This window comes from Serratia sp. JKS296 (genome assembly GCF_900215445.1).
GTDB classification, from domain to species: domain Bacteria; phylum Pseudomonadota; class Gammaproteobacteria; order Enterobacterales; family Enterobacteriaceae; genus Serratia; species Serratia marcescens.
On record NZ_OCMX01000001.1, the window covers coordinates 1,010,887 to 1,023,859 of the forward strand.

At 59.6% G+C, this 12,973-nt stretch carries 12 protein-coding genes; 9 read left to right on the forward strand and 3 right to left on the reverse strand.

Going from position 1 to position 12,973, the window contains the following annotated elements:
• Positions 1-15: 15 nt before the first annotated feature.
• From cadC to CRO23_RS04760, 6 genes are all read left to right on the forward strand, one after another.
• Positions 16-1,575 carry a lysine decarboxylation/transport transcriptional activator CadC gene (gene cadC, locus CRO23_RS04735; protein WP_016929876.1) on the forward strand — a complete coding sequence of 520 codons (1,560 nt, stop codon included), beginning with the start codon at positions 16-18 and terminating at the stop codon, positions 1,573-1,575.
• A 370-nt stretch (positions 1,576-1,945) separates the two neighbouring features.
• Positions 1,946-3,289 (forward strand): cadaverine/lysine antiporter, encoded by a 1,344-nt coding sequence (gene cadB, locus CRO23_RS04740; protein WP_033635727.1) that lies wholly within the window; start codon positions 1,946-1,948, stop codon positions 3,287-3,289.
• A 95-nt stretch (positions 3,290-3,384) separates the two neighbouring features.
• Positions 3,385-5,523 carry a lysine decarboxylase CadA gene (cadA, locus tag CRO23_RS04745; RefSeq protein ID WP_016929874.1) on the forward strand — a complete coding sequence of 713 codons (2,139 nt, stop codon included), beginning with the start codon at positions 3,385-3,387 and terminating at the stop codon, positions 5,521-5,523.
• A 67-nt stretch (positions 5,524-5,590) separates the two neighbouring features.
• Positions 5,591-7,036, forward strand: coding sequence for a dipeptide permease DtpD (gene dtpD, locus CRO23_RS04750; protein WP_049299786.1), 1,446 nt, complete (start codon positions 5,591-5,593; stop codon positions 7,034-7,036).
• A gap of 56 nt (positions 7,037-7,092) precedes the next feature.
• The gene (tilS, locus tag CRO23_RS04755; RefSeq protein WP_097101471.1) at positions 7,093-8,424 is read left to right on the forward strand and encodes a tRNA lysidine(34) synthetase TilS; all 1,332 of its coding nucleotides are present in this window, start codon (positions 7,093-7,095) and stop codon (positions 8,422-8,424) included.
• Complete coding sequence (locus CRO23_RS04760) at positions 8,424-8,738, forward strand: c-type cytochrome (RefSeq protein WP_016929871.1); 315 nt, start codon at positions 8,424-8,426, stop codon at positions 8,736-8,738. Before tilS ends, CRO23_RS04760 begins: the two co-directional genes overlap by 1 nt.
• Before the next feature lie 50 nt (positions 8,739-8,788).
• Here the strand turns inward: CRO23_RS04760 and rof are convergent, their stop codons facing one another.
• Together rof and CRO23_RS04770 are read right to left on the reverse strand one after the other, a co-directional pair.
• Positions 8,789-9,052, reverse strand: a complete 264-nt coding sequence (rof, locus tag CRO23_RS04765) for a Rho-binding antiterminator (protein WP_004931991.1) — start codon at positions 9,050-9,052, stop codon at positions 8,789-8,791.
• Positions 9,039-9,239: a YaeP family protein gene (locus tag CRO23_RS04770; protein ID WP_004931993.1), complete on the reverse strand. Its 201-nt coding sequence runs from the start codon at positions 9,237-9,239 to the stop codon at positions 9,039-9,041. The genes rof and CRO23_RS04770 overlap by 14 nt, the downstream gene beginning before the upstream one ends.
• Before the next feature lie 213 nt (positions 9,240-9,452).
• On the opposite strand from CRO23_RS04770, the gene CRO23_RS04775 reads away from it, so the two are divergent.
• Genes CRO23_RS04775 through nlpE form a run of 3 tightly spaced genes read left to right on the forward strand, consistent with a single transcriptional unit; the run spans position 9,453 to position 11,131 of the window.
• A complete protein-coding gene (locus CRO23_RS04775) occupies positions 9,453-10,001 on the forward strand; it encodes a YaeQ family protein (RefSeq protein WP_015378883.1) in 549 nt (182 codons plus the stop codon).
• A gap of 3 nt (positions 10,002-10,004) precedes the next feature.
• Complete coding sequence (arfB, locus tag CRO23_RS04780; RefSeq protein WP_028127523.1) at positions 10,005-10,418, forward strand: alternative ribosome rescue aminoacyl-tRNA hydrolase ArfB; 414 nt, start codon at positions 10,005-10,007, stop codon at positions 10,416-10,418.
• 29 nt (positions 10,419-10,447) lie between these two features.
• Positions 10,448-11,131 carry an envelope stress response activation lipoprotein NlpE gene (nlpE, locus tag CRO23_RS04785; RefSeq protein ID WP_016929868.1) on the forward strand — a complete coding sequence of 228 codons (684 nt, stop codon included), beginning with the start codon at positions 10,448-10,450 and terminating at the stop codon, positions 11,129-11,131.
• 60 nt (positions 11,132-11,191) lie between these two features.
• Here nlpE and proS read toward each other — a convergent pair whose 3' ends face one another.
• Positions 11,192-12,910, reverse strand: coding sequence for a proline--tRNA ligase (gene proS / locus CRO23_RS04790; protein ID WP_048797215.1), 1,719 nt, complete (start codon positions 12,908-12,910; stop codon positions 11,192-11,194).
• Positions 12,911-12,973 lie beyond the last annotated feature (63 nt).

Consider the following 12,973-nt stretch of genomic DNA (forward strand, 5'->3'; position numbering starts at 1 on the left):
AGAGTTATTTCCGCCATGCAAGAGCCTGCTTTTCGCGTCGGGGAGTGGCTGGTTACTCCTGCCGACAACACCATCAGCCGCGATGGTCGCCAGAAAACGCTGGAACCGCGCCTGATCGACATGCTGTGTTATTTTGCCCGGCACCCCGACGTGGTGCTGAGCCGCGACGAGCTGATCGACAACGTCTGGAAGCGCAATATTGTCACCAACCACGTGGTGACCCAATGTATTTCAGAGCTGCGCAAGTACCTGAAAGACGGCGACAGCGACAGCCCGGAATACATTATCACCGTGCCCAAGCGCGGGTATAAGCTGGCGACGTCGGTGATCTGGTGTGAAGAGGAGGAGACACAACCCGCTATTGCACCGGCGCCGCAGATCGCGGTGATCATGCATGAGCCGGAAGACGGCAGCGATGATGACGACGAGACGCCGTACGTGCCGCCGCGCCGGGCAAGCGGCGCGCCGTCTGACGCGCCTGGCGAAAAGCAGCCGCGTTTTTATCGTCGCCCGACCTTCTGGGTGTGGCTAGCGTTTCTGGCGGCGCTCAGCGTTTGCGTGGCGTTTGTCGGCATCGCCACGCTGTCGCAGCGCGTGCCGGTATCGACCATGCCGGTGCTGCTCAACCCGCGCGATATCGATATCCGCATCCAGGGCGGCGAGAGCTGCAGCAACTGGATGCCCCAGCTCTCTTATGTGGTGGGCGTCAGCGAGCTGATCACCGATTCGCTCAACACCTACTCGACCTTCCTGGTGCATGACCAAACCAATTACAACTATTCCGGCCCCAGCAATTCGGGCAAGTCGCTGTATATCGAGTTCGTCAATCAGCGCCACTACCGCGCCCAGCAGTGTTTCCTCTCCGTGCGGCTGGTGGATAACGCCGACAGCTCTGTCATGCTGGACAAGCGTTACTTCATTACCGCCGATAACCAACTGAAGATCCAGGCTGACTTCCTCGCCAGCCTGTCCGCGGCGCTGAAGCAGCCTTGGCCGCCACAGCTGGAGCAGCGTCTGGCGCAGTTGCTGCCCGACAACGGACCGTTGCTGCAGCGTTTCTACCAGGCGCATCAGTTGCTGATCCGCGGTGACGCCGATTCGTTGACCCGCGCCAGCGGCCAGCTGAGCGAGCTGATTAACAGCGCGCCGAACTTCCACTACCTGCTGGCTGAAAAAGCGTTGGTGGATCTGCTGCGCAATTCTTATCAACCGTTCGACAGCCCGGCCTTGGCGCAATTGCGTGCCGATATCAGCCATCTGGCGACGATCCCGGAATTGAAAAACACGCCGATCGTGCAGCAAGTTCTGGCGGTAGATGCTTTGACGCAGGGGCGGATTGACGAGGCTCACCGGGCGATCGATCTGGGGATTGAATTGCAAATGTCGTGGCTGAATTATGTGCTGCTGGGCAAGGTGTATGAAATGCAGGGGCAGAATCATTTGGCGGCCGACTCTTATATTACCGCCTTCAATCTTCGCCCCGGTGAGGATACCTTGCATTGGATCACCAATGGCGTATTCCAGACGTCATTGACCAACGTAGTGCCTTATTTAAATAACTATCAGCGCCAATAATTAATCCAATAGCACGCCGCCCTTATTCTTCGGGAATCATGGCGGCGTTATTTATTGGTGAAGCAATGTTGCATGAATGTATTATTTTGCTGCGCGATATTATTTCTTTTTTGCCATTTGTTATGCGTCATTAACCTTGTCATCTTTTTGTTTTTAAATGATGTTTATCTTTTCTTTAGCCTGTCTTTTTATCTTGATGTGTTAATGAAAAACCTCAGGTTATCATTTGTATGATCATGAGCGTAATCTCACTTTATCTTTAGGACTTTATTTCTGCCGATGGTTAGCATCCTGACTATCAAGCCGGCTCATTAAAATCTTTTATTTATGGGTGTGGCTTATAAGAAACGTAAATCAGGAGAAACTGACCATGGCTTCACCCAAGAAAATAGGGCTTATTGCCTGCACCGGCGTGGTCGCCGGTAATATGATGGGGAGCGGGATTGCCTTATTGCCCGCCAACCTGGCGAGTCTCGGATCCATCGCCATTTGGGGATGGGTGATCTCGATTATCGGGGCGATGTCGCTGGCCTACGTGTACGCCCGCCTCGCGACCAAAAACCCGCAGCAGGGCGGCCCTATCGCCTACGCCGGTGAAATTTCCCCGGCGTTCGGCTTCCAGACCGGCGTGCTTTATTACCATGCCAACTGGATCGGCAACCTGGCCATCGGCATTACCGCCGTTTCTTATCTCTCCACCTTCTTCCCGGCGTTGAACAACCCGGTGCCTGCCGGCATCGCCTGTATCGCCATCGTGTGGATCTTCACCTTCGTCAACATGCTGGGCGGGACCTGGGTCAGCCGCTTGACCACCCTGGGCCTGGTGCTGGTGCTGATCCCGGTGATCGTAACCGCCACCCTCGGCTGGCACTGGTTTGACGCCGCCACCTACCAGGCTAACTGGAATACCTCCGGCACCACCGACAGCCATGCGGTCATCAAAAGTATTCTGTTGTGCCTGTGGGCGTTCATCGGCGTGGAATCCGCGGCGGTCAGCACCGGCATGGTGAAAAACCCGAAACGCACCGTGCCGCTGGCGACCATGCTTGGCACCGGTTTGGCGGGCATCATCTACATCGCCGCCACCCAGGTAATCAGCGGCATGTTCCCGGCATCTGAAATGGCCGCCAGCGGCGCGCCGTTCGCCATCAGCGCCTCGGCGATTATGGGCAACTGGGCGGCACCGATGGTTTCCGCGTTCACCGCCTTTGCCTGCCTGACCTCGCTCGGGTCATGGATGATGCTGGTCGGCCAGGCCGGGGTGCGCGCCGCCAACGACGGCAACTTCCCGAAAGTGTACGGCGAGCTGGATAAAAACGGTATTCCGAAGAAAGGCCTGCTGCTGGCTGGCTGCAAAATGACCGCGCTGATGGTGCTGATCACCCTGATGAGCTCCGCCGGCGGCAAAGCCTCCGACCTGTTCGGCGAGCTGACCGGCATCGCGGTGCTGCTGACCATGCTGCCTTACTTCTACTCCTGCGTAGACCTGATCCGCTTTGAAGGGGTCAACGTGCGCAACCTGCTGAGCCTGATCGCTTCAGTGTGCGGCTGCGGCTTCTGCTTCATCGCGCTGATGGGCGCCAACTCTTTCGAACTGTCCGGCACCTTTATCATCAGCCTGATTATCCTGATGTTCTACGCCCGGAAAATGAATACCCGCCAGGCTGCCAACGCCGCGGCGGTCGATGAAAACACCACGGCCAAAGCGCACTGATTCGCGTCCGCTGACCGACTGAATTTACCCAGCCCCTTTCTTTCCGACCTGTCAGCCGCGACGGGAAGGGGCTTGCTTTGCCAGGAGAAATGCATATGAACGTTATCGCCATCATGAATCACATGGGTGTCTACTTCAAAGAAGAGCCCATCCGTGAACTGCATCAGGCGCTGGAAAGTCTGGATTTCCGCATCGTTTACCCTAACGATCGCGAAGACCTGCTGAAACTGATCGAGAACAACGCCCGTCTGTGCGGGGTGATCTTCGACTGGGACAAATACAACCTGGAGCTGTGCGAAGAGATCAGCCAACTGAACGAATACATGCCGCTGTACGCATTCGCCAACACCTATTCGACGCTGGACGTCAGCCTGAACGATCTGCGCATGCAGGTGCGCTTCTTCGAGTATGCGCTCGGCGCGGCAACCGACATCGCCGCCAAGATCAAACAGAACACCGACGAGTATATCGACACCATCCTGCCGCCGCTGACCAAGGCGCTGTTCAAATACGTGCGCGAAGGCAAATACACCTTCTGTACGCCGGGCCACATGGGCGGCACCGCGTTCCAGAAAAGCCCGGTGGGCAGCCTGTTCTACGATTTCTTCGGCCCGAACACCATGAAGTCGGATATTTCGATTTCGGTGTCCGAGCTGGGATCGCTGCTGGATCACTCCGGCCCGCACAAAGAGGCGGAAGAGTACATTTCCCGCGTGTTCAACGCCGAACGCAGCTACATGGTGACCAACGGCACCTCCACCGCCAACAAGATCGTCGGCATGTATTCGGCGCCGGCGGGCAGCACGGTGCTGATTGACCGTAACTGCCACAAGTCGCTGACTCACCTGATGATGATGAGCGACATCACGCCGATCTACTTCCGCCCGACCCGCAACGCCTACGGCATCCTCGGCGGTATTCCGCAGAGCGAGTTCCAGCGCGCCACCATCGCCAAACGCGTGAAGGAGACCCCGAACGCCACCTGGCCGGTGCACGCGGTGATCACCAACTCCACCTATGACGGCTTGCTGTACAACACCGACTTTATCAAGAACACCCTGGACGTGAAGTCTATCCACTTCGATTCCGCCTGGGTGCCTTACACCAACTTCCATCCGATCTATAAAGGCAAGTGTGGCATGAGCGGCGGCCGCGTGGAGGGCAAGGTGATCTATGAAACCCAGTCCACCCACAAACTGCTGGCGGCCTTCTCGCAGGCATCGATGATCCACGTGAAGGGCGACATCAACGAAGAAACCTTCAACGAAGCCTACATGATGCACACCACCACTTCGCCGCACTACGGCATTGTGGCCTCGACCGAAACCGCCGCGGCGATGATGAAAGGCAACGCCGGCAAGCGCCTGATCCACGGCTCTATCGAACGCGCGATCAAGTTCCGTAAAGAGATCAAACGCCTGAAAGTCGAATCCGACGGCTGGTTCTTCGACGTCTGGCAGCCGGAGCACATCGATGAGCCGGAGTGCTGGCCGCTGCGCTCCGACAGCGCCTGGCACGGTTTCAAGAATATCGACAATGAACACATGTACCTCGATCCGATCAAGGTCACCATTTTGACGCCGGGGATGAGCAAGGAAGGCGAGATGCAGCCATTCGGCATCCCGGCCAGCATCGTGGCGAAATACCTCGACGAGCGCGGCATCATCGTCGAGAAAACCGGGCCGTACAACCTGCTGTTCCTGTTCAGCATCGGCATCGACAAAACCAAGGCGCTCAGCCTGCTGCGTGCGATGACCGACTTCAAACGCTCGTTCGACCTGAACCTGCGGGTGAAAAACATGCTGCCTTCGCTGTATCAGGAAGCGCCTGATTTCTATGAAAACATGCGCATTCAGGATCTGGCGCAGAACATTCACCGCCTGGTGGAGCAACACAACCTGCCGGACCTGATGTACCGCGCGTTCGAAGTGCTGCCAACCATGGTGATGAATCCGTACCAGGCGTTCCAGAAAGAGCTGCACGGCGAAGTGGAAGAGGTCTATCTGGAAGAGATGGTCGGTAAGGTCAACGCCAATATGATCCTCCCATACCCGCCGGGCGTGCCGCTGGTGATGCCGGGAGAAATGCTGACCGAGGAGAGCCGGCCGGTGCTGGAGTTCCTGCAGATGCTGTGCGAAATCGGCGCGCATTATCCGGGCTTTGAAACCGACATTCATGGCGCCTACCGTCAGGCGGACGGACGTTATCGGGTGAAAGTGCTGAAGGCGAAATAACCGCAGCCAATCACAGGGGAGGCCTCGCGCTTCCCCTTTGTCGTTCACCGACTGATGGGAGACCACCATGAAAACACCCTCACAGCCGCGCGCAATCTACTATGTCGTAGCGATACAAATTTGGGAATATTTCAGCTTTTACGGCATGCGTGCGTTACTGATCCTCTATCTGACCCACCAACTCGGCTATACCGACAGCCGCGCCATCGATCTCTACAGCGCTTACGCTTCGTTAGTTTACGTCACTCCGATTCTTGGCGGCTGGCTCGCCGACCGCCTGCTGGGCAACCGCGTCGCGGTAATCGCCGGCGCGGCGCTGATGACCCTGGGGCATATTGTGCTCGGCCTGAGCGCGGTTTCTGCCCAGTCGCTCTATCTGGCGCTGGCGATCATCATCTGCGGCTACGGCCTGTTCAAATCCAATATCAGCTGCCTACTGGGCGAGCTGTATCCGGCGCAGGACTCGCGGCGCGAAGGAGGCTTCTCGCTGCTGTACGCCGCCGGCAACGTCGGTTCCATTTTGGCGCCGATCGCCTGCGGGCTGGCGGCCGAGCGCTATGGTTGGCACGTCGGCTTTGCGTTGGCCGGGATCGGCATGTTCGCCGGCCTGGCGATCTTCCTGCTGGGCGGGCGTCATTTCCGCCACACGCGCGGCGTGAATGCCCCGCTGATGCGCGCCAGAAGCCTGGGCCTGCCGCACTGGGGCTGGCTGTTGGCGGCGTTGCTGGCATCGCCGCTGTTCTTCACGCTGTTGTTTATGCGCGACTGGGCCGGTTATTTGCTCGGGCTGGTGTGCGTGGCGGCGGTGGCGCTGGTGGCGCGCATTATGCTGCGCGCGGACGCCGGCCAGCGCCGGGGGCTGTGGCAGATCGTGGTGTTGATGCTGCTGGGCACGCTGTTCTGGGCCTTTGCCCAGCAGGGCGGCAGCTCCATCAGCCTGTTTATCGACCACTTCGTCGACCGGCGCTGGTTCGGCTGGACGGTGCCGACCGCCTTGTTCCAGTCGGTTAACGCCTGCGCGGTGATGCTGGGCGGCGTGGCGCTGGCCTGGCTGGCGAGCGGCGATGGCGACCGCACGCTGCGCATCTGGTGCAAGTTCGCCTTCGGTCTGCTGTTGATCGGTGTCGGCTTTACGCTGATGGCGCTTAATACGCGGCTGCATGGGCCGGGGTCGATGGGGCTGATGATCGCCGGTTTGGCGGTGATGGGCTTTGCCGAACTGTTTATCGATCCGGTGGCGATGGCGCAGATCACCCGGCTGAATATCCCCGGCGCCACCGGCGTGTTGACCGGCATCTATATGCTGGCGACCGGTTCGATCGCCAACTACCTGGCGGGCATTATCGCCAATCAGACCGCCGAGGATCACATCGAAGGGGCGGCGATGCAGGCGTATGGCCGCATTTTCGCCCAGATCGGCTGGGGAGCGGCCGGGTGCGCGCTGGCGGTGATCGCGGCGCTGGGCGGCTGGTGGCTGCTGACGCGACGCCAGGCCCGGACGGTTAATGCTTGATTGATGGCGGTAGGCGGGGTTAACGTGCAGCTATGTAGAAGTGACAAAGCCTACCAATGGATACTGATCAATTAACGACGCGGGTGGCAGACCAGTTGGGCGCACAGCAGCGGTTGCTGGTGGCGTTCAGCGGCGGTCTGGACTCCAGCGTGCTGCTGCATCTGCTGGCGGAATTGCGCCGCCAACGTCCGGCATTGCAGCTGCGCGCGCTGCACGTGCATCATGGCCTGAGCGTTTTCGCCGATCGCTGGGTTGAGCATTGCCGCAGCCGGTGCGCCGAGTGGCGGATCCCGCTGATGGTGACGCACGTGCAGGTGGATGCCCGCCAGGGCGGCATCGAAGCGGCGGCGCGTGCGGCGCGCTATGCCGCTTTCAGCACAGCATTGGCGGAGGGCGAAGCGCTGCTCACCGCCCAACACCTTGACGATCAAAGCGAAACTTTCCTGTTGGCGCTCAAGCGCGGCAGCGGGCCGGCGGGGTTGTCGGCGATGGCGGCGCGCGCCACGCTGGGCGAGCACCTGCTGTTGCGGCCGCTGCTGGGCTGCTCGCGTCAAACGCTGGAAAATTACGCGCAACGCCACGGCTTGGCCTGGATAGACGACGACAGCAATCAGGACACGCGCTTCGATCGCAATTTCCTGCGGTTGCAGGTGTTGCCGCAGCTCAATCAACGTTGGCCGCACTTCGCCTCGGCGGTGGCGCGCAGCGCCAGCCTGTGCGCCGAACAGGAGCAATTGTTGGACGAGCTGCTGGCGGAACCGCTGCAAAGCCTGTTGGCGGCGGATCGCTCATTGGCGATCGACGGTTTGACGGCCTGTTCGCCGGTGCGGCGCTTCGCTCTGTTGCGGCGCTGGATCGCATTGTTCAACGTTACCATGCCGGCGCGTGAGCAGTTGCAGCGTCTGTGGGAGGAGGTGGCGCTCAGCCGGGAAGATGCCGAACCGCAGCTGCAGCTCGGCGCCTATCAGATCCGCCGTTTCCGCGGCCGATTGCACCTGTTGCCGCCGCTGGCGGCGCTGCGCGATGTGCATCTGCCTTGGCAGCCTGACGAGACGCTGACGTTGCCGGACGGGCTGGGGCAGTTGGTTGCCGGTGAGGGCGATCTGGCGCTGCGCGCGCCGCTGCCATCGCAGCAGATCAGCATTCGTTTCGGCGGCGTGCAGGGCGCGGTGCGCATCGTGGGGCGCGCCCATTCGCGGCCGATAAAAAAACTGTGGCAGGAACTGGGTATTCCCCCCTGGCAGCGTGAACGCATCCCGTTGATTTACTATGATGAGCAGCTGATCGCCGCGCTGGACGTATTTGTCTGTGAGGCGGGGCAGGTGCCGGAAGGCGAGCGCCCGTGGCGGCTGCGCTGGGAAAAAAATCATAATCGCGAGGAGCACTGATGAAGTTAGTGGGGATCACGCTGTTGGCCGCCGGCCTGTTCAGCCTGCCGGCGTTGGCGGCGGGGGATACGGCCGCCGGTCAGGCGAAAGCCGCCGCTTGTGCGGCGTGCCACGGCGCGCAGGGCAAGGTGACGGTGCCGATGTACCCGAATCTGGCCGGGCAGAACGCCATGTACCTGCAGCACGCGTTGCAGGCGTACAAGAAAGGGGAGCGCAACGGCGGCCAGGCCGAGGTGATGAAGGCCTATGTGTCGGGGCTGTCGGATGACGATATCGCCGATCTGGCGGCCTATTACGCCAGCCTGAAGCCGTAAATGACGAGGGCAGCCGTTGGGCTGCCCTGTTGGGATGGGGTTACCGCTGCTCAGTCCGACAGGCTGACGACCACGGTACCGATTTCCGGATGACTGAAACTGCTGATATGGTCCAGGCGCAGGTCGCGCTGCTGGCCGTTCTGTTCGATGGTCAGATATTCAACGCGTTTCTTTTGCAGCAGGTCGATCGCCTTGGCCTCGATCACTTCTCCGTCGCGTAACTCCAGCTTCAGAATAAGTTTATGCTGACAGGCGAGTTCCAGGTTGTCGTAGTCATCGCAATTGATGGGTTGGTACTCATCATTCATCAACATAGTCGCTCACCAATAAGTTAGCGGCGGCAAAGGCCGCCTGTTCCCTAACGGAGGACGGTAGCGCATCGTTCGCTGCGACATCGTCCAATGCCTTTAACGCACAAGCCAGCGCATCAGGCACGTAGCCAAGATCTCCACTGCCAATCTCGGCGTAAGTACGGCGTACTAACTCACAGTATTGTTGCACAGTTTCCTCCCTTAAGAACCTCTGCATCATCAAGACTACTATCGCGATGAGGCGCAGGCTCTCGGAGTTTTATCCTATCCTAGACGACTATAGCACAGCTGTTATGGAGTTATCAGCACCCCGGCACGCCTTTCGCACTGCCGCAGCCTGGCCGCGCTGGCGGGGTTTGGCCCTGATCAAGTACACTGTCGCCGGATAATAACGAGGTCACCCATGGCGCTGAAAGCAACCATTTATAAAGCCGCGGTCAATATTGCTGATATGGATCGTCACTTCTACCACGACGCCACGCTGACGCTGGCGCAACACCCGTCCGAAAACGAGCAGCGCATGATGCTGCGCCTGTTGGCCTGGATCTGTCATGCCGACGAGCGGCTGGTGTTCACCAAAGGGCTGAGCGCCGACGACGAGCCGGAGATCTGGCAGCGCAACGACCACAACGGGCTGGAAATGTGGATCGAGATGGGATTGCCCGACGAAAAACGCATCCGCAAGGCCTGCAACCAGTCGCCGCGCGTGGTCTTGTACGCTTACGGCGAGCGCGCCGCGCACGTGTGGTGGCAGGCGATGCAGGGAAAAGTGGCCGGCTACAAGAACCTGAGCGTGCGCTTCCTCGATGACGAACAGCTGGCGCGCCTGACGGCATTGGCCAGCCGCACCATGACGCTGCAGGCGACGCTGCAGGAGGGAACTATTTGGCTGTCCGATGCTCAGAATAGTCTGGAAATCCAGTTTGCCGAGTGGCAGCGGGCACAGGTGTGACCGGTGCTGGAACTGTCAAGAAACGTCGCCATACCGGATAATGAGCTTGAGTTGACGGCGATCCGCGCGCAGGGCGCGGGCGGCCAGCACGTGAACAAAACCTCAACGGCGATCCATTTGCGCTTTGACATTCGGGCCTCCAGCCTGCCAGAGTATTATAAGGAAAGGCTGCTGGCGCTGAATCACCATTTAATTACCGCCGATGGCGTGGTGATTATCAAGGCGCAAGAGTATCGCAGTCAGGAATTGAATCGCGAAGCGGCGTTGGCCAGGCTGGCCGCGCTGATTCGGCAGGCGATGGTGGTGGAAAAAACGCGCAAGGCGACCAAGCCGACGAAAGGGGCGAAATTGCGCCGTTTGGAAGGCAAGGCGCGTAAAGGCGCCACCAAGGCGCTGCGCGGCAAGGTTCGCACTTAGGAATACATGAACACAGTAGGAGAATAACTGTGAAGAAAATTACGGTAGCCCTGTTCTTGGCGGCAGGCGCACTCTCGTTGTTGGGATGCAACAATCATTATCAGCCGAAGGAACAACCGCTGCAGGCGATGCCGCAGAGTTATCAAGGTTTGTTGCCTTGCGCCGATTGCGGCGGGCTGGATACGGCGCTGTTCCTGGATGAAGACGGCACCTTTGTGCTGCAGGAAACCTATCGCGGCACCAAAGACGGCGATCAGACCTTTGCCGACTACGGCAAATGGGCGCGCACTGCGGATAAGCTGGTGCTGACCGACAGCACCGGTGAAAAACGTTACTTCCGTCCGGTGGGCAAAAGCCTGGAGATGCTGGATCGCAGCGGCGCGCCGATCGCCTCCAAGCTGAACTATCGCCTGGAGCCGATTGAAAAACCGTTGCCTAAAACCCCGATGGTGATGAAAGGCAGTTACACCTATATGGCGGATGCGGCAGTCTTTAAGGACTGCGCTACCGGCATCACGTTCCCGGTGGATAACAACATCGCGCTGGAGCAAGGCTACGCCAAAGCCAACAAAAATGCCGGCGAGCCGGTGTTCCTGACCTTCAATGCGCACTTCAGCGTGCAGCCATCGATGGAAGAAGGGCAGATAGAGAAGGCGGTGGTGCCGGACGGCAAAATCGCGTTCGACCGCAGCAAGAACTGCAGCAGCAAGTAAGCGTTTTCGGACATAAAAAAACCCGCCTAGGCGGGTTTTTTATTTTCTGGCGTTCGTCGCTCAGCGTTTGATCTGGCCCAGCAGGAAATCAACGATTTCGCCGGTTTTGATCATTTGCTTCTCGCCGACGCGGCGGTTCTTGTACTCGATCTCTTCGTTGTCGAGGTTACGGTCACCGATGACGATAGAGTGCGGCACGCCGATCAGCTCCATATCCGCGAACATCACGCCCGGACGCTCTTTGCGGTCATCGAGGATCACATCGATGCCGTGGGAGCGCAGGGTGTTGTACAGCTCTTCCGCCAGCGCTTGCACGCGGAACGACTTGTGCATGTTCATCGGCAGGATCGCCACCTGGAACGGCGCGATGGCGTCCGGCCAGATGATGCCGCGTTCGTCGTGGTTCTGCTCGATGGCGGCGGCCACGACGCGCGTGACCCCGATGCCGTAGCAACCCATGGTCAGCACCTGGTTGCGGCCGTCTTCACCCTGCACGGTCGCTTTCATCGCTTCCGAGTACTTGGTGCCGAGCTGGAAGATATGGCCCACTTCGATACCGCGTTTGATCAGCAGCGTGCCCTGACCATCCGGGCTGGCGTCGCCTTCCACCACGTTACGGATATCGGCCACCTGCGGCAGCGGCAGATCGCGCTCCCAGTTGATGCCGAAGTAGTGTTTGCCGTCAACGTTGGCGCCGGCGCCAAAGTCGCTCATCGCCGCCACGCTGCGGTCGGCTACCACCGGCATCGGCAAGTTGACCGGGCCGAGTGAACCCGGGCCGGCGCCGACGATGGCGCGAATTTCTTCTTCGGTGGCGAAGGTCAGCGGCGCGGCAACCTGCGCCAGCTTCTCTGCCTTGACTTCGTTCAGCTCGTGATCGCCGCGCACCAGCAGGGCGACCAGCTTGTGGCCGCTCTCTTCGGTGGCGCGCACCATCAGCGTCTTCACGGTTTTTTCCACCGGCAGCTGGAATTGCTCGACCAGCTCGGCGATGGTTTTGGCGTTCGGCGTATCCACCAGGCGCAGCGCTTCGCTGGCCGCCGCGCGCGGCTCTGCCGGCGCGACCGCTTCCGCCAGCTCGATGTTGGCGGCGAAGTCGGAACCGGTGGAGAACACGATATCGTCTTCACCGCTTTGCGCCAGCACCTGGAATTCGTGCGAGGCGCTGCCGCCGATCGAGCCGGTATCGGCCTGCACCGGGCGGAAATCCAGGCCCATGCGGCTGAAGATTTTGCTGTACGCTTCGTACATCGCGTCGTAAGTCTCCTGCAGAGACTCCTGTGAGGTGTGGAAGGAGTAGGCATCCTTCATCAGGAACTCACGGGAGCGCATCACGCCGAAACGTGGGCGCACTTCATCACGGAACTTGGTCTGGATCTGGAAGAAGTTCAGCGGCAGCTGCTTGTACGAGCTGATCTCGTTGCGGATCAGATCGGTGATCACTTCTTCATGCGTCGGGCCCAGCACGAACGGACGATCGCCGCGGTCGACGAAGCGCAGCAGCTCGGGGCCGTATTGCTCCCAACGGCCGCTTTCCTGCCACAGATCGGCAGGCTGAACCACCGGCATGGACACTTCGATCGCGTTAGCATTGTTCATTTCTTCGCGAACGATGTTTTCAACCTTCTTCAGAACGCGCAGGCCGGTCGGCAGCCAGGTGTAAAGACCGGAGGCCAGCTTGCGGATCATCCCGGCGCGCAGCATCAGCTGGTGGCTGATCACTTCGGCGTCGGCAGGTGTCTCCTTCAGTGTGGAGAGCAGATATTGGCTAGTACGCATGGTGTTTTGGTTCCGTTAGAACTGCAAATTGCATCGGGCTGCCAGAGTGGCGGCCAAAAGTGA